Here is a 15,883-nt window from a genome sequence, read left to right as displayed (position 1 = left end):
CGTTCATCCGGCGTGCACTGGTCCCGGATTTCGCTTCGCTTCATCCGGGCTACAAACTACGCCTCGCGCTCCCTGAGCAAATCCTCGAGGTCCAACCGCTTCGTGAACATCGCCAGTGATCCGTCCGGGGCGCGCGGCCATTCCTCCTGCGGCCGGTCGCGGTAGAGCTCGACGCCGTTCTGGTCGGGATCGCGCAAATACAGCGCCTCGCTGACGCCGTGGTCGCTGGCGCCATCAAGCTCGATGCCGGCCTCGATCACGCGATGCAGCGCATCCGCCAGCGCCGGGCGTGTGGGATAGAGAATGGCGGTGTGAAACAGCCCGGTGGTGCCGGGCGGAGGCGGATGACCGCCTTTGCTTTCCCAGGTGTTGAGACCGATGTGATGGTGATAGCCACCGGCGGAAATGAACGCCGCGCTGGCGCCCATCCGCTGCATCACCTCGAAGCCGAGTACGCCGCAGTAGAATCCTAGCGAACGCTCGAGATCGGCGACCTTGAGATGGACATGCCCGATCCGGGTGCCGGCAATGACGGGTGGGTTTTGGGGCATGGTATCTCCATTCGGAAGGTCAGCGTGCCCCGGATGCTGTGCAGTGCGCTCGGGATCGCGCTTTGCGCGACGCCGGCGATGCGCTGCTAAGCCGGGGCCCACGTTGCGGGCCGGTGTGGGTCCCGGCTCTGCGGTGCACCGCTGAAGAAGCGCTGCGCCGCGTCCGGGACACGTAGGCGCGGATTCTCTCTCACGCAAGGTCCGACACCTCGCCCTCCGGCAGCCCGAATTCAAAGGTGTTCAGCGTCATCGATACCATCGTGTAGTAACCGCACAGCCCGATCACTTCGACAATCCCGCGTTCGGTGAGCACCTTCACGGCCTCATCATACAGCGACTGCGAGACGCCTTTGCCCTCATGCAGCGATTTGGCGAGGTCGTAGATCATCCGGCCTTTGGGGTCGTCAAAGGTTGGCGTGCGGCGATCCCTTATGTCCTCGATGATCTTCGGATCCATGCCGCCTTTAAGCGCCAGGCGCTTATGCGCGTACCATTCGTAATGCGAGGTCCAGTGTCGCGCGGTGACGAGGATCGCGATCTCGGAAAGCTTTGCGGGAAAAATCGTGTTGAAACGAAGCTGCTCGCCGAGCCGCGTGGCATGCCGCGCCATGTCCGGGCTGTTGAGCCAGGCCATCATCGGCGCCGGCGGGGCGCCGCGCTTACCGGATATCGCTTCGTCGTAGGTTTCTTTTTGTTCGGCGCTCATTTCGCCAGGCGAAAGCAATTTTAGCCGCATGCCCGTTTCCTCTTGTTTTTCAATCGTTACGGCTTTGCGCATACACCCGATCGGGCGTCATGACTACCGTCGGCGCGGCATGGGCTGACGTCAGACATATATTGAATTCCGCACTGCGAAGACTAAGGTCGCTCCCAACATTCCACATGGAAACGCCGACATGTCCGATCTGGAAACATTCCGCCGTGAAACCCGGGCCTGGCTGGAGGCCAATTGCCCGCCGGAGATGCGGCGTCCGATGACCTCGGAGAACGACACCTATTGGGGCGGGCGTAACGCAAAATTCTCTTCCGAGCCGCAGCGCGTCTGGTTCGAGCGGATGCGTGATAAGGGCTGGACCGTGCCGGATTGGCCGAAGGAATATGGCGGCGGAGGGCTCGATCGCGCCGAGCACAAGGTGCTGCGCGAGGAAATGTCGGCGATGGGCGCGCGGTCGCCGCTGTCGAGTTTTGGCATCTGGATGCTCGGGCCGGCGCTGCTGAAGTACGGCAACGAAGCGCAGAAGAAGGAGCATCTGCCAAAAATCGCCGCGGGCCTGATCCGCTGGTGCCAGGGCTATTCCGAGCCGAACGCCGGATCGGACCTCGCTTCACTGCAGACCCGCGCCGAGAGCGACGGCGACGATTACATCATCAACGGCCAGAAGATCTGGACCTCATACGCGAACTACGCCGACTGGATTTTCTGCCTGGTGCGGACCGATCCCACCGCGAAGAAGCATGACGGCATCAGTTTTATCCTGTTCGACATGGCCTCAAAAGGCGTTTCGACCAAGCCCATTCTCCTGATCTCCGGCTATTCGCCGTTCTGCGAAACCTTCTTCGACAATGTGCGCGTGCCGAAGTCGCATGTGGTCGGTACCGTCAACCGCGGCTGGGATGTCGCGAAATATTTGCTGCAGCATGAACGCGCGATGATCTCAGGCATGGGCGAGCGCGGCGTCGGCCGGCCGCTCGGCCAGGTCGCCGCCGATTCCATCGGCGCCGACGAACAGGGCCGGCTGGAAGATGCGATGCTGCGCGGCCAGATCTCGACCTTCGAGATCGACGAGGCGGCACTCGCCGCGGCGGCCGAACGCGCGGTTGATCTTGCGAAAGCCGGGCAGTCGCATCCGGCATTTTCCTCGGCGATGAAGTATTACGGCACCGAACTCAACAAGCGCCGCCACGAAATCCTGATGTCGGCCGGCGGCATTGATGCGCTGGAATGGGAAAGCGAACGCTCCAGGGCCGGCGCCCGCCCGCGCGCCTGGCTGCGCACCAAGGCCAACTCGATCGAAGGCGGCACCTCGGAGGTAATGCTCGGCATCGTCGCCAAGCGCATCCTCGATCTGCCGGGGGCGTGAGGGCCCGGGCTTACTCTCTCGTCGTCCCTGCGAACGCAGGGACCCATAACCACCGCTGTGAGTATTGATTTTGGTGCTAGCTTTGTTCCTACTCGATAGGCCGCGGCGTATGGGTCCCTGCTTTCGCAGGGACGACGAAGCAACTTAGATTCACCTCTGAAGCGGATATCTCTCATGCCCCTCGTGCTCACCGAAGAACAATCCATGCTGCGCGACAGCGCGCGCGGCCTTATCAGCGACAAGGCGCCGGTGTCGCACCTGCGCAGCTTGCGCGACAGCAAGGACGCCACGGGCTTTTCCCGCGAGCTCTGGAAGACGTTCGCCGAGATGGGATTTTCCGGCCTGCTGGTGCCGGAGAATTTTGGCGGCAGCGGGCTCGGCTGTGTCGAGGCCGGTGTGGTGATGGAGGAAATCGGACGCACGCTGATGCCGTCGCCGTTCTTGTCGACGGCGGTGCTGGCGGCCTCCGCGCTGGCGCGCGGCGGCAGCGAGGCGCAGAAATCAGCGCATCTGCCGAAGATTGCCGACGGCTCGCTGTTGGCCGCGCTCGCGATCGACGAAGGCGCAAAACATCGCCCGCTGCAGACAAAATTGCAGGCGGTGCGCTCCGGCAATGGTTTCAAGCTTAATGGCGCCAAGGCCCTTGTGGTCGACGGCCACGTCGCCGATCTCCTGATCGTCGCTGGCCGCACCGGCGGCGTTGCCGGCGAGCGCAGCGGGCTGACGCTATTCCTGGTCGATCCCAAGGCCAAGGGCGTCGCCGTCGAGCGCACGGTGATGGTCGATGCGCATAACGCCGCGCGAATCGAATTCGCCAATGTCGGGGTCGACGCGGATCATGTGCTCGGCGAGGTCGATCAGGGCGGGGTGCTGCTTGACGGCGTGCTCAACATCGGCCGCGGCGCAGTGGCCTCCGAAATGGTGGGCCTGAGCGAGGAGGTGTTCGGCCGCACCGTCACCTATCTGAAGGAGCGCAAGCAGTTCGGTAAATTGATCGGGGAATTCCAGGCGCTGCAGCACCGCGCAGCCCAGCTCTATATCGATATCGAGATCACCCGCGCCGCCGTCCTGAAGGCGCTGCAGACGCTGGACGGCGATTTTGAGCGGGCAGGAGCCGCGGTCGCAGTTGCAAAGGCCCGCGCCGGCACCACGGCGACGCTCGCCGTGCAGGAGGGCGTGCAGATGCACGGCGGCATGGGCATGACCGACCAGTTCGACATCGGCTTCTTCATGAAGCGCGCGCGGGTCTGCCAGGAATTGTTCGGGGACAGCAACTACCACGCCGATCAGTTGGCGCGGATGAAGAGTTATTAGCGCTCGTCATTCCGGGGCGAAGCGCCTCCTACACCGATGTCATCACCCGCCTTGTGCGCAATTGCGCACTGGGGCGGGTGATCCAGTACGCCGCGGCCTCTCGTTTTATCGTCAGCGTCTCTGGAATACTGGGATCGCCCGGTCAAGCCGGGCGACGACAGCGGTGAGTGTGGTTAGTGAAAAGCGTCACCTGATCGGCGGGGCGTACTGGATGCCGCCGTTGCTCCAGAGCGAATTCAGCCCGCGCGGGATCTTCAGCTTCGATCCTTCGCCGACATTGCGCTCGTAGATCTCGCCGTAATTGCCGACATGGCGGATGATGCGGGCGGCCCAGTCCTTGGGCAGGCCGAGGTCTTCGCCGTAGCTGCCTTCGGTGCCGACCAGCCGCATCACGTCGGGCTTCTTCGACTTCAGCGCCTCGTCGATGTTCTTCGAGGTGATGCCGAGTTCCTCGGCGTTGATCATCGCGTACAGCGTCCACTTCACGAGCATCATCCAGTCGTCGTCGCGCTGACGCACCACGGGAGCGAGCGGCTCCTTGGAGATGACGTCGGGCAGGATGACATGGTCGCTGGGCTGGATGAGGTTCAAGCGAAGCGCGTAGAGCTGGGAGACGTCGGCGGTGAAGGTATCGCACTTGCCGGATTCATACGCCTTGAGTACGTCTTCCAGCTTGGGAAACTTGACTTCGGTGTATTTCATATTGTTGGCGCGGAAATGGTCGGCGACGTTGAGCACCGTCGTCGTCCCCTCCTGCACGCAAACCTTGCTGTTGTTGAGGTCGAGCGCGGAATCGATGTTGCGCGAGCGCGGCAGCATGAAACCCTGGCCGTCATAATAGGCGACGGCCGGGAAATAGAGGTCGTAATTGGTCTCGCGTGACATGCTCCAGGTCGAGTTGCGGGAGAGGATGTCGACCTTGCGGCTCTGCAGCTCCTTGAAACGCTCGCTGGCGTCGAGCGGCACGAATTTCGCCTTCCTGGGGTCGTCGAAGATCGCCGCGGCCACCGCGCGACAGAAGTCGACGTCGAAGCCGGTCCAGTCGCCCTTGTCGTCGGGGATCGAGAAGCCGGGCAGACCCTTGTTGACGCCGCACAACACGTCGCCGCGGCGGATGGTCCGCTTCAGGGTCTTGGTGTCGTAACGCTCATAGGTGATCGCAATTGCCGCGACCGCGACTGCGACCGCCAGCCCGATCAGGAGGCCGCCTCGGAATGTCCGTAGCATTTTTTCAACTCGCAATTTCAGGGAAATGGATCGGCAGGAGAGGCGGTTCGCAATCACAGTTCCGGCTTTTGCCGGATAATCACCTTGGTGCCAACAGGGACACGCTCGTAGAGGTCGGCGACGTCGGCGTTGACCAGGCGGAAGCAGCCGGAAGAGACGGCGGTGCCGATGGTGTCAGGCCGGTTGGTGCCGTGGATACGGTAGACGGTGGTGCCGAGGTACATCGCGCGCGCGCCGAGCGGGTTGCCGGGCCCGCCGGCCATGAAGCGCGGCAGATAGGGCTGGCGTGCGATCATCTCCGGCGGCGGCGTCCAGTCCGGCCACTCCGCCTTGCGCGTGATGTTGACGAGGCCCTGCCACGTGAACCCTTCACGACCGACGCCAATGCCGTAGCGCAATGCGCGGCCATTGCCCTGAATCAGATAAAGATGGCGCTCGGCCGTGACCACGATGATGGTGCCCGGCGCTTCGTTGGTGCGATAGAGCACCGCGGTCTTCCTGAACTGTGGATCGAGTTCGACGGATTCATCGGGAAGCAGCCCCGGCTGGTCGCCGACGTCGGGCTGCCGCGTCTGCGCCTGGCTCTGCGAGGCAGAAAGGATCAGACCGCTTGCAGCGATCACCATCCAGATCAGGTGCCGAAATTTCGTCATCGCAGAGCTCTCCTTGCTGGCGCGTTGGCCAAATCAGCGGAACCATCAAATCTCAGGGCCAGCTTGATGGCAAGTTTAGGGCGAATGAGGCGGATACCCCACTGAAATGTCTTCTATTTCCGCAAGTCGCCATATTCATGGGACCTCGGCCGCCTTATTTCGGCGCGATCCATAGCCGCAGGCAAAATGAAATCAGCGCCACGGTGCCGACGCCGCCGAGCCAAAGCGCGGCGAACCACAACAGGCGCTCCGGCAGCGGACGCGGGTTTGGCTCGGTCGGCATCAATGATATCCGCTCTCGGGTTTGACCTTGCCGCGAAACACCCAATAGGCCCAGGCGGTATAGCCGAGGATCAGCGGGATCAGCCCGGCGACGCCGAACAGCATGAAGATCTGACTGTTCGCCGGCGCCGCCGCCTGCCAGATCGTGATGCTCTGCGGCACGATATAGGGATACATGCTGATGCCGAGCCCGGCATAGGACAGCGCGAACAGTGCCAGCGACAGGAAGAACGGCTGGTAATCGTATTTGTTGGCGAGGCTGCGCAGTAAGAGCGCGGTGATGGCGGCCACCGCGATCGGCACCTGCGCGCTCAGGAGGACGTTCGGCCAGGCGAACCAGCGATGCGTGTACTGCACGTGCAGGAAGGGCGTTGCGATGCTGACCGCGCCGATGGCGGCGAGCATCGCCAGCAGAGATATCCAGCTCAGATGATAGGCGCGGTCGCGCAATGCACCCTCGGTCTTCATGACGAGCCATGTCGCGCCAAGCAGCGCGTAGCCGATCACCAGCGACACGCCGGTCAGGATGCTGAAGGGCGTCAGCCAGTCCCACCAGCCGCCGGCATAGTGCCGCCCCTCGACATGCACGCCTTGCAGGATGGCGCCGAGCGCAATGCCTTGTGCCAGCGTCGCAACCAGCGACCCGCCGAAAAAGGCGATGTCCCACCTGTTTCGCGCCTTGGTCGTGCGCCAGCGGAATTCGAAGGCGACGCCTCGGAACACGAGGCCAAGCAGCATCGCGATCATCGGCGTATAGAGCGCCGGCATCAGCACGGCATAAGCCAGCGGGAACGCGGCCATCAGGCCGCCACCGCCGAGCACCAGCCAGGTTTCGTTGCCGTCCCAGACCGGGGCGACGCTGTTCATGATGACGTCGCGATCCCTTTTCTCGGGGAAGAGCGGAAACAGGATGCCGAGGCCGAGGTCGAAGCCGTCCATCACGACATACACGAACACGGCAAAGGCGATGATGAATGCCCAGATGGTCGGAAGGTCGATCGGGATCATTGGGCGGCTCCCTCGACGGCCGCGCCAGCGGCGGGCGTGATGCCCGCCGAGCGGATCGGGACGTCGTGCGATGGTCCCTCTTCGCCGGGATGCGGCGGGGCCACCATCAGGCGCAGCAGATAGATCACGCCGGCCGTGAACACGGCGAAATAAACGATAATGAAGGCGATCAGCGAGGACGCAACTGCGGGCGCCGCCAGTGGCGAGGCGGATTCAACCGTCCGCAACAATCCGTACACAGTGTAAGGCTGCCGCCCGGTCTCGGTGGTGATCCAGCCCGCGAGTACGGCAATAAAACCTGCGGGAGCCATCGCGACCGCAAACATGTGCAGCAGCCGGGAATCGTAGAGCTTGCCCTGCACGCGCATCAACAGGCTGAACAGGCCGAGCGCCAGCATCAGCAATCCCATGCCGACCATGATCCGGAACGACCAGAACGTGATCGGCACCGGCGGCCAGTTTTCGCGCGGCACCGTGTCGAGGCCGGCCATCGGCGCATCAGGCGAGTGTTTGAGAATCACCGATCCCAGCTTCGGCACTTCGATCGCATAGTCGACCCTGCCGGCGGCCTGGTTGGGCAGGCCGAACAGGATCAGCGGCGCGCCGTCCTTGTGGCTCTGGAAGTGCCCCTCCATCGCCATGATCTTCACCGGTTGATGCTCCAGCGTGTTGAGCCCGTGCTGGTCGCCGGCGAGGATCTGGATCGGCGCCACCAGCGTCGCCATCCACATCGCCATCGAAAACATCACGCGCGGGCCGGCGAGATGGCGGTCGCGCAGCAGGTGCCAGGCGCCGACCGCGCCGACTACCAGCGCGGTGGTCAGATACGCCGCCAGCACCATGTGCACCAGGCGGTAGGGGAACGACGGATTGAAGATCACTTTCAGCCAGTCGGCGGCGATGAACTGCCCGTCCGCATTGACAGCGTGGCCGGTCGGCGTCTGCATCCAGGAATTGGCCGACAGAATCCAGAACGCCGAAATCAGCGTGCCGATCGCGACCATCAGCGTCGCCAGAAAGTGCAGTCTTGGACCGACGCGCTGCAGACCGAACAGCATCACGCCGAGGAAGCCGGCCTCGAGGAAGAACGCGGTCAAAACCTCATAGGCCATCAGCGGACCAAGCACCGGGCCGGTTTTGTCTGAAAAAGCCGACCAGTTGGTGCCGAACTGGTAGGACATCACGATGCCCGACACCACGCCCATGCCGAACGCGACGGCAAAGATTTTTAGCCAGTAGTTGAACAGGTTGATAAAGACTTCGCGCCCGGTCCACAACCACAGCGCTTCGAGCACGGCGAGATAGCTGGCAAGCCCGATCGAGAAGGCAGGGAATATGATGTGGAACGACATCGTGAAAGCAAACTGCGCCCGGGCCAATACGACCGCATCCCAGCCTTCGAACATCGGCACCACCTGTCGCAAGTTTCGCCGGGCGCGATCTCGAAAAACCGAACTAGAGTTTTCGAAAATTGCGTCCGAACCAGGCGTGTACCTTACCACGCCCGATGCGACGATTATACCTGCATGCCGCGCGGGACAGGCGTGCAAGCCTATCCGGCAGGCGATGGATTCAGTCCCAGTCGCCGGATGATCTCGGCCTGCACGGCTCGGGTCTGATCCTTGCCGGCCAGCGCCGGGCTGCGGATTTTCTTTCCCGTGCGAAGCCGGATTGTGATCATGTAGAGGCTATCCTTGCGACCGCCGCTCTCGACGTCGATGGCCTCGACATCGTCACCGGCGATCATTTCCACTTCTGTCGTGCCATTCCATGAAAGCCGTTCAATCCTGATTGCGCCATCGTGGACGACCCAGCATGCACTCATCCGATTGAGGGATCTGAGCAGCACGAAGGCTACGATCGCGCCGAGCGACCAGACGGCGATCCCGAAGGCGGACAATGTGTCGTTCCAGAGCGCATGGATGAACGGAATGTTCAGCACGACGGCGAGCAGCACGATGATAACCTTAAGTCCTCGCACCCGTTTGGGGTTGACCGGCTTGCCCAGTCGTATCCCGGCATTGACGGCGTCGAGCGGGTTCTCGGCCGGTTCGGGATCGGGAAGCCGCAGCAGACGAGAAATTCGCACGGCGGTTTCGTGCACCTGGGTAACGTCCGGCAACGGAGGCGAGGTGATCAAATTTCCCGATTCGGTCTCGAATACGAGGCTGAACTCCACTGATTTGCCGATGCTCTTTCGAAGACGCATTCCCGATAGTTCATCATCCCTGATCAATCTTCGGTGCAACTTCCCGAATGGACGCTGTTCGCCGATCAGGATTTCGCCTGGCGTGATGATCCAGACGACGTTGCGATCGAATAGGGCTGCGCCCAGCAGGAGGCATCCGAACAGCAACGCAAACAAAGCGGCGATGCCAAGCCAATGGTCGTTTGCCAGGTGAGCGAGGCCGGGCAAGGCGATCAAACACAAAATTACGGCAATGCCTGCGAGAACGAGCCGCTCATTGAGCGACGTGCCCTTGCGCAGCCTGACTTCATTTTCGTTTGCCACAGCATCCATCGCCGGCGGCAAGCATCATGAGCGGCGTGGCCGCGTCAAGCAGCAAGCCGTGCGGTTGCAATACGACAAGTCAGAGTTGCCTGATCTCGGGACGCAGCGTTCGACAGCTATGCGAACGCGCGGTTGATCTGTTCGTACTGGCATACAATCCTGCCGTTGTGGTCGACGATACATCGCATATTGCGCCGGCCAATAACGGTTGAATCAGGGCAGACGGCAGGGTCGCTGCGTCGGTGGCAAAGCGGGCGGCGTAACTTCTTCGTGCGGCTTTTGCATCGCGCACACGAAATCGGATGCCAAATACAGAGCGACCCGGCTGGGGGGCATCCCGGCCGGGTCGTTGGAGGTCACTTGGGAGGTCCAGAACTTGGGAGGTCTAGAGCTTGGAAGGTTAGAAATTCAGCGGGGGGTCTCGCTGTCGTAGGAGATCACGCAGACCTCCTTGGGACTCTTGGTGCCGCAATCAACCACCTGCTCGCGCACGAACGTCGAACCGCTGTCGCGTTGGGCGCGAGGCTGGACGTGCTGTGCCGAAAGCGTGGCAAGGGTCGCGACGGCGCCGAGCGGGACGATGAAAAGGCGGAAGGACGGCTTCAGCATGTTCGCTCTCCTGTTCGGCGTCGGTGTTCAAGTTGTTGAGGAAAGGTATAGGGGCTGAGTTTTTCCGGGTGATGTCGCCGATTGTTTCATTTGTTTCGTCGGAGGTAATCTTTGTCCGTCGAAATCGACCCGTTTTTCGTCCCCAATACCAGTTTAACCACTTGAAATAGCTTCGTTTATGCGGCGAGGCTGTCCACGCCGGCGCCCTTAAGCAACTCGGCCAATTGTTTGCGGGCGTAGAACATCCGGGTCTTCACCGTGCTCTGGGGGATACCGATGATCGCGCCGGCCTCTTCCACCGACTTCTCGTGGTAGTAGACGAGGTTGATGATCTCGCGATGGGCCGGCGACAGTTTTGCGACGCAGGCGCGCAGGATCGCCTTGGTGTTGCTGCGGTCGAGCGAGGCTTCCGGCGTGTCGGCCTCATCGGCGATCTCGAGCACGTCTTCCTGCTCGATGTCCTCATGCTTGCGCTGGCGCAGCGCGGTCAGCGCCTTGAAGCGGGCAATCGACAGCAGCCAGGTCGAAACCTGCGAGCGGCCCTCGAACCGGCTGGCGGTCCGCCACACGTCAAGGAACACCTGGCTGACGAGGTCCTCCGCCATGGTGGTATCGCGCACCATGCGCAGCACGAAGCGGTAAACCCGGACGTTATGGCGGGAGTAAAGCACATGCATCGCCGTGCGGTCGCCCTTGGCAATACTCTGCAGCAGCATTTCGTCTGACGTCGCGCGGGCGGCGGCAATCGACTTCTTGGCTGCGGCGTTGATGGCGACGACGTTCGACATGACAGGCTCCCAATTCCGACGCCGGGCGGCGTTTCGTTGGGAGGATTGTTAATTAGGCTCGGTTTCGGGATGTCTGCACCAAAAGGGAAAAATGGTTTCGTGCAGGAGAGAATTGTTTCGTCGCGGAGCCTGCGACGAAACATTCGGGGGTGAAAGGCCAGTAATTTCAATATGCGGAAAATTGGATGATTTCAGACTCCAAATCGTTCCGCATCCGGGCTTCAACCTCGCCCCGCTTGCGGGGAGAGGTCGGATGGCATCGAAGATGCGATCCGGGTGAGGGGGTACCGGACCCACCACGTTCTCAACTCGTGGAGGCAGCCCCTCACCCCGACCCTCTAAGAGCGAGCTTCGCTCGTCTCGACCCCGCAAGAGCGGGGCGAGGGAGCGCAGAACGCTAACCCTTCTCACCCGTCGGCGAGAACAGGTAGCCACCGCCTCTGATCGTGCGAATGACCGCGGGTTTGGTCGGGTCGATCTCGATCTTGCGCCGGATGCGCATGATGCGCAGGTCGACGGCGCGGTCGAAGGCTTCGGCGTCGCGCGCATTGGCCAATTCCAGCAGCCGCTCGCGTGACAACACCCGCTTCGGATTGGCCGCGAACACTTTCAACAGGCCGAATTCGGATGCCGTCAGCGGATGCTCGTTGCCTTCGTCGTCGCGCAGCGCCTGGGCTTCGAGATCGAGCCATTTGGTGCCGAACCGCACCAGTTGCTCCTTCTCCGCCTTCGCAGCCGCAGCTTCAGGTGCTGCCGCCGCCTTGGCCGGCGCGCTGCGGCGAAGCACCGAGCGGATGCGCGCCATCAGCTCGCGCAGCTCGCAGGGCTTTGCGATGTAGTCGTCGGCGCCGAGTTCGAGGCCGACGACGCGGTCGATCGGGCTTGCGGTCGCCGTCAGCATGATGACGGGAACGTTGATGCGGCTCTTCAGGTCGCGGATGATCGAAAGCCCGTCTTCCTCGGGCATGTTGAGGTCGAGCACGACGAGGTCGGGCACGTTGGTCTCGATCACGGCGCGCAGGCTTTTTCCGCCGTCGCACAGCGTGACGCCGAATCCGTGCATCTTGAGGTAATCACCGACCATCTCGCGGGCCGGCGCCTCGTCGTCGACGATGATGATGTGCGGGCTCTGGGTCATGTCGTCTCTGTCGCAGGCAGTGTAACGGTAAACGTCGATCCCTGTCCGGGGCCGCCGCTTTCCGCGGTCACATGGCCGCCATGCATGTCGATGATACGTTTGACGATCGACAGTCCAAGGCCGGTCGAACTTTCCCCGGCCGTCGGCTTGGCCGAGAGCCGCTGGAAGCGGCCGAACAGCCGGCCGAGATCCTCGGGCGAGAGGCCGGCGCCCTGGTCGGCGATGCGGATCACCGTGTCGCCGCCGTCATGGGTGACGGCCACCGTGATCTTGCCGCCGATCGGCGAGTATTTGATGGCGTTGCTGACGAGGTTGTCGATCGCCTCGCGGATCCGGTCGGCATCGCACATGGTGACGACATTCGGTGGCGCCGCCACGGCGATGGCCTGCTGCTTGTTGACGGCCGAGGGCAGGTTGGAATCGGCAACCTCGGTCACGAGGGCTGCGATATCGACTGGTTCGCGGCGGATCGTGATGTCGAAGGCATCCGCCATCGCATCCGAAATCAGGTGATCGACCATCAAGGTCAGGCGCTTGGTGGCGTCCCTGATATGCTCGACCTGGGCGGTGACGTTCTCCTTCGGGGAGCCGGCGCCGATCAGCTCGGTAAGCATTTCGGTGCGGCCGAGGATCACGCCAAGCGGATTCTTCAAATCGTGGGCGACGGTGCCGAGAATCTCGTTCTTGAAGCCGTTGGCGCGCTGCAGCCGCAGCCACTGCGCCGAGAGCCTTCGGTTGGCCTGCATCAGCGCGCGGGTGCGCTGGGCGACGCGGTCCTCGAGCTGGGTGTTGGCCTCGTGCAGTTGCCGGTAGAGGATGACGTTGTCGAACGCGATCGAAAGCCGGCTGGAGAAAATCTCGACCAGCGCGCGGTCGGTGTCGGAGAGCTGGCGCTCGGCCTGCAGCAGCACCACCACCTCGCGGCCGCTTCCGGTGCGCAAATAAAGCACGCTGCGGTGGTCGGCGAATTCGTTCTTGCGGCGCTGGAAGGCGGCTTCCACCATTTGTCGCAAATCCGGATCGAGCGCCTTGGAGCTCGTGGTGCCGATGAAGCGGCTGTAGCAGCCGGAGCCCGCCAGCACCGAGAATTCGCTCCCCGCGGCGCCGTCGTCGCGCAGCACCAGGATGCCGGCGCAGTCGACATTGAGCAGCGAGGCGAGCTGCGTCAGCACGCCTTCCGCAAGCCGCTGCATCGATTTGAAGTCGTAGAGCGTCGAGGCGGCGTCGATGATGATTTCAAGCCCGCGCCTGGTCTGCACCATGCGCTCGAGCTGCTGGTAGCTGCGCAGCGCGGCCGTCAGCGAGGTGAACAGCTTGTCGGCCGTGAGCTCCGTCTTGGCCTTGTAGTCGTTGATGTCGTACTGGACGATGACGCGGCGCTCGGGCGCTTGTCCCGGCTGGCCGGTGCGCAGGATGATGCGGACGGTTTCGTTCTTGATTTCGTTGCGGATGTATTCGACGAGCTCCAGCCCGGCGACGTCGGTTTCCATGATGACATCGAGCAGCACCGCCGCGACGTCGGGATTGTCGCGCATCAAGGTGCGGCCTTCGGCCGCGGAATAGGCCGAGAGGATTTCCAGCGTCGCGCCGTGGAGATTGTAGTCGCTCAGCGCGAAGCGGGTGCCCTCGTGCACCGCGGCATCGTCGTCGATGACGGCGATCTTCCATTTGCGCGCGGACGAGTCCTCCGGAACGGTCCCGGTATCGTCGATCAGGTGGAGGACATCGTCCTGTTCGGCCATTGAGGAGTTCCGTCGGCTGCTGTCTGGTCTGTAATCGTGGGTTCGCCTGTCGATCCGCCCTTGGCGACTTTAGGCATGATAATGCGGAAGGTGGTGCCTTGTCCCAGCCTTGACTCCAGCATCATCCGGCCGCCGAGCTGTTGAGTGACAAGATTATAGACGATATGCAAGCCCAGCCCGGTACCGCCTTCGTTGCGGCGCGTCGTAAAGAAGGGGTCGAACGCCTGCCGCTGCACATCCGGCGTCATTCCGGCCCCGTTGTCGGCAAAAATGATCTCGACATCGTCGCTGCCGCGGGCCCGCGCCGAGATCGTGATCGCCCCGGAACGGCCGTCGGCAAAGGCATGATTGGCGGCGTTGAGGAAAAGATTGGTTAATATCTGGCCGTAGGAGCCGGGATAGCCGTCGATGAAAAGCCCTTCCGGCACGTCCACCGACAGCGTGATCGCCGCCTTCTTCAGCACCGGTTTCAGGCTGGCGACGATCTGGTCGGTGGCCTCGCTGAGGTTGAATTGGCGGCGCTCGGCGTGCGAGCGGTCCACCGCCACCTGCTTGAACGACTGGATCAGCTCGCCGGCGCGGTGCAGGTTCGCCACCAGTTGGCCTGCCGCGTCGCGCGAGGACTTGACGAACTCGTCGAGCTTGGAGCGGCGCAGCGGCTCGGTGCGCAGCTCCTGCTCGAACGTTTCAGCGCGGCGCGCAAAGCTCGATGCTACCGTCAGGCTGATGCCGATCGGGTTGTTGACTTCATGGGCGACGCCGGCGACCAGCCCGCCGAGCGCCGCCAGCCGTTCGGCGTCGATCAGGTTCTGCTGCGCGGTGTTGAGTTCGAGCAGCGCGCTTTCGGCCCTTTCCTTCGAGGCGCGCAGCTCGTCCTCGGTCTTGCGCTTGGCGATGGCGTTTTCGCGGAACACGTCCACCGCGCGCGCCATAGCGCCAACCTCGTCCCTGGCGGTGGTGCCCTGCACCCTGCGATCGTAATTGCCCGACGTGATCGCATGCATCGCCGCCAGGATCTGCTGCAGCGGCAGGCGAATCGAGAGCGCGATCAGGACGCCGGCGGACAGGATGATGCCGAGGAACATCACGGCGATCGACAGCACCCGGCGCGAGATGGCCGATAGCGTCCTGTCGAACGTCTCCTGCGCCTTCTGCTCGCGCTGGCGCATCTTGCCCGACAACTCGTCGATAACGCCGATGGCCTCGGCCTGGCTGGCATCGATGGTGTTGCGCAACAGCTCGGTGCGGATCGCAAGCTGCTCGGTCAATTTGGCCATGCCCTCGCGCAGCGCCACGGTCCGCGCCTGCAGCCGCGTCAGCGCCATGCGCTGCAAATCGTTGTCGGCAAGGTCGGCCATCACGGGGATCGTCTTCTCGATGGCCTCGGTATTCCTGCGGGCATCCTCGGCGGAGGCCGAGGCGGGCGACAGGTAATAGGCGTTGGCGGCGACCAGCATGGCCGTAAACGCTTCGCGGGATCTTCCGAGCGCCGGCCAGATCTGCGCGTCGCGATGCCCGGTGGCGCCCTCGATGATCGAATACAGCCCGGCCATTTCGCGGGCCGGGCCCAGCACCTGCTGCTCATAGGTCCTGGTGATGGTGGCCTGCACGGCGCGCAATTCGCCAAAGCCGTTGAGGAAACGGTCGGTGACGTGTTCGAGCCGCTCGACCGCTCCCGACAGCATCGGGTCGTTGGCGGCCCGCGTGGTGAGGGTGCCGAGCACCGCTTCGCGCAGCAGCAGGATCTCGGCGAACAGTTCGGGGCTCGGCTGGTTGATGTAGCGATGGATCAGGTTCTGCAGCCGGCTGGTTTCGCTTTCCAGCAGCGCCAGGATCTTGTCGGATTCCCGCACCTGCCGGACGTCGTCCCAGGCCGAATCCAGGACCTTCGCGCCGTTCCAGATCAATACGGCGAGCACCACGACGACGGCAGAGTTCAATGCCGCGATCGACAGGATGCGCCAGCGGATCGGCACCG

General features: G+C 62.9%; 15 protein-coding genes. 2 read left to right on the top strand and 13 right to left on the bottom strand.

The features are described from left to right. Positions 1 to 56 precede the first annotated feature (56 nt). Both V1293_RS21475 and V1293_RS21470 read right to left on the bottom strand, forming a co-directional pair. Positions 57 to 551 carry a VOC family protein gene (locus V1293_RS21475; RefSeq protein WP_334512018.1) on the bottom strand — a complete coding sequence of 165 codons (495 nt, stop codon included), beginning with the start codon at positions 549 to 551 and terminating at the stop codon, positions 57 to 59. A gap of 190 nt (positions 552 to 741) precedes the next feature. Then, on the bottom strand, positions 742 to 1,287 hold the full coding sequence (locus tag V1293_RS21470) for a carboxymuconolactone decarboxylase family protein (protein ID WP_334512015.1): 546 nt from the start codon (positions 1,285 to 1,287) through the stop codon (positions 742 to 744). 160 nt (positions 1,288 to 1,447) lie between these two features. Here V1293_RS21470 and V1293_RS21465 point away from each other — a divergent pair, with 160 nt between their 5' ends. After that, on the top strand, positions 1,448 to 2,632 hold the full coding sequence (locus V1293_RS21465; protein ID WP_334512014.1) for an acyl-CoA dehydrogenase family protein: 1,185 nt from the start codon (positions 1,448 to 1,450) through the stop codon (positions 2,630 to 2,632). 174 nt (positions 2,633 to 2,806) lie between these two features. Further along, positions 2,807 to 3,946 carry an acyl-CoA dehydrogenase family protein gene (locus V1293_RS21460; RefSeq protein ID WP_334512012.1) on the top strand — a complete coding sequence of 380 codons (1,140 nt, stop codon included), beginning with the start codon at positions 2,807 to 2,809 and terminating at the stop codon, positions 3,944 to 3,946. A gap of 186 nt (positions 3,947 to 4,132) precedes the next feature. Here V1293_RS21460 and V1293_RS21455 read toward each other — a convergent pair whose 3' ends face one another. The 11 genes from V1293_RS21455 to V1293_RS21405 form a co-directional block, all read right to left on the bottom strand. Further along, positions 4,133 to 5,173, bottom strand: coding sequence for an amino acid ABC transporter substrate-binding protein (locus V1293_RS21455; RefSeq protein ID WP_334512010.1), 1,041 nt, complete (start codon positions 5,171 to 5,173; stop codon positions 4,133 to 4,135). 53 nt (positions 5,174 to 5,226) lie between these two features. Then, entirely contained in the window at positions 5,227 to 5,826 is a 600-nt protein-coding gene (locus tag V1293_RS21450; RefSeq protein WP_334512008.1) for a L,D-transpeptidase, read from the bottom strand. A gap of 154 nt (positions 5,827 to 5,980) precedes the next feature. Then, positions 5,981 to 6,109, bottom strand: coding sequence for a DUF2474 domain-containing protein (locus V1293_RS21445; protein ID WP_334512007.1), 129 nt, complete (start codon positions 6,107 to 6,109; stop codon positions 5,981 to 5,983). Then, a complete protein-coding gene (gene cydB, locus V1293_RS21440; protein WP_334512006.1) occupies positions 6,109 to 7,116 on the bottom strand; it encodes a cytochrome d ubiquinol oxidase subunit II in 1,008 nt (335 codons plus the stop codon). The genes V1293_RS21445 and cydB overlap by 1 nt, the downstream gene beginning before the upstream one ends. Beyond that, complete coding sequence (locus V1293_RS21435; protein WP_334512005.1) at positions 7,113 to 8,522, bottom strand: cytochrome ubiquinol oxidase subunit I; 1,410 nt, start codon at positions 8,520 to 8,522, stop codon at positions 7,113 to 7,115. Before V1293_RS21435 ends, cydB begins: the two co-directional genes overlap by 4 nt. A 146-nt stretch (positions 8,523 to 8,668) precedes the next feature. After that, complete coding sequence (locus V1293_RS21430; RefSeq protein ID WP_334512003.1) at positions 8,669 to 9,649, bottom strand: hypothetical protein; 981 nt, start codon at positions 9,647 to 9,649, stop codon at positions 8,669 to 8,671. A gap of 387 nt (positions 9,650 to 10,036) precedes the next feature. Beyond that, positions 10,037 to 10,237, bottom strand: coding sequence for a hypothetical protein (locus tag V1293_RS21425; RefSeq protein WP_334512001.1), 201 nt, complete (start codon positions 10,235 to 10,237; stop codon positions 10,037 to 10,039). Positions 10,238 to 10,413: 176 nt separating this feature from the next. After that, positions 10,414 to 11,025: a sigma-70 family RNA polymerase sigma factor gene (locus V1293_RS21420; RefSeq protein WP_334511999.1), complete on the bottom strand. Its 612-nt coding sequence runs from the start codon at positions 11,023 to 11,025 to the stop codon at positions 10,414 to 10,416. A gap of 397 nt (positions 11,026 to 11,422) precedes the next feature. Next, positions 11,423 to 12,163: a response regulator gene (locus V1293_RS21415; protein ID WP_334511996.1), complete on the bottom strand. Its 741-nt coding sequence runs from the start codon at positions 12,161 to 12,163 to the stop codon at positions 11,423 to 11,425. Then, positions 12,160 to 13,905, bottom strand: a complete 1,746-nt coding sequence (locus V1293_RS21410) for an ATP-binding response regulator (RefSeq protein ID WP_334511993.1) — start codon at positions 13,903 to 13,905, stop codon at positions 12,160 to 12,162. The genes V1293_RS21415 and V1293_RS21410 overlap by 4 nt, the downstream gene beginning before the upstream one ends. Next, positions 13,875 to 15,881, bottom strand: a complete 2,007-nt coding sequence (locus V1293_RS21405; protein WP_334516829.1) for a sensor histidine kinase — start codon at positions 15,879 to 15,881, stop codon at positions 13,875 to 13,877. Before V1293_RS21405 ends, V1293_RS21410 begins: the two co-directional genes overlap by 31 nt. Between the last annotated feature and the right edge of the window lie 2 nt (positions 15,882 to 15,883).

This window comes from Bradyrhizobium sp. AZCC 1693 (genome assembly GCF_036924745.1).
Lineage (GTDB): Bacteria > Pseudomonadota > Alphaproteobacteria > Rhizobiales > Xanthobacteraceae > Bradyrhizobium.
The sequence above is the reverse complement of the archived record's forward strand: the minus strand, read 5'-3'. Positions and strand labels throughout refer to the sequence as shown.

What these genes read in the sequence shown, in the direction of transcription:
- V1293_RS21420 (WP_334511999.1), bottom strand. Translation starts at nt 11,025, where the DNA reads ATGTCGAACGTCGTCGCCATCAACGCCGCAGCCAAGAAGTCGATTGCC.
- V1293_RS21475 (WP_334512018.1), bottom strand. Translation starts at nt 551, where the DNA reads ATGCCCCAAAACCCACCCGTCATTGCCGGCACCCGGATCGGGCATGTC.
- V1293_RS21455 (WP_334512010.1), bottom strand. Translation starts at nt 5,173, where the DNA reads ATGCTACGGACATTCCGAGGCGGCCTCCTGATCGGGCTGGCGGTCGCA.
- V1293_RS21470 (WP_334512015.1), bottom strand. Translation starts at nt 1,287, where the DNA reads ATGCGGCTAAAATTGCTTTCGCCTGGCGAAATGAGCGCCGAACAAAAA.
- V1293_RS21465 (WP_334512014.1), top strand. Translation starts at nt 1,448, where the DNA reads ATGTCCGATCTGGAAACATTCCGCCGTGAAACCCGGGCCTGGCTGGAG.
- V1293_RS21450 (WP_334512008.1), bottom strand. Translation starts at nt 5,826, where the DNA reads ATGACGAAATTTCGGCACCTGATCTGGATGGTGATCGCTGCAAGCGGT.
- V1293_RS21415 (WP_334511996.1), bottom strand. Translation starts at nt 12,163, where the DNA reads ATGACCCAGAGCCCGCACATCATCATCGTCGACGACGAGGCGCCGGCC.
- V1293_RS21425 (WP_334512001.1), bottom strand. Translation starts at nt 10,237, where the DNA reads ATGCTGAAGCCGTCCTTCCGCCTTTTCATCGTCCCGCTCGGCGCCGTC.
- V1293_RS21445 (WP_334512007.1), bottom strand. Translation starts at nt 6,109, where the DNA reads ATGCCGACCGAGCCAAACCCGCGTCCGCTGCCGGAGCGCCTGTTGTGG.
- cydB (WP_334512006.1), bottom strand. Translation starts at nt 7,116, where the DNA reads ATGATCCCGATCGACCTTCCGACCATCTGGGCATTCATCATCGCCTTT.
- V1293_RS21435 (WP_334512005.1), bottom strand. Translation starts at nt 8,522, where the DNA reads ATGTTCGAAGGCTGGGATGCGGTCGTATTGGCCCGGGCGCAGTTTGCT.
- V1293_RS21460 (WP_334512012.1), top strand. Translation starts at nt 2,807, where the DNA reads ATGCCCCTCGTGCTCACCGAAGAACAATCCATGCTGCGCGACAGCGCG.
- V1293_RS21410 (WP_334511993.1), bottom strand. Translation starts at nt 13,905, where the DNA reads ATGGCCGAACAGGACGATGTCCTCCACCTGATCGACGATACCGGGACC.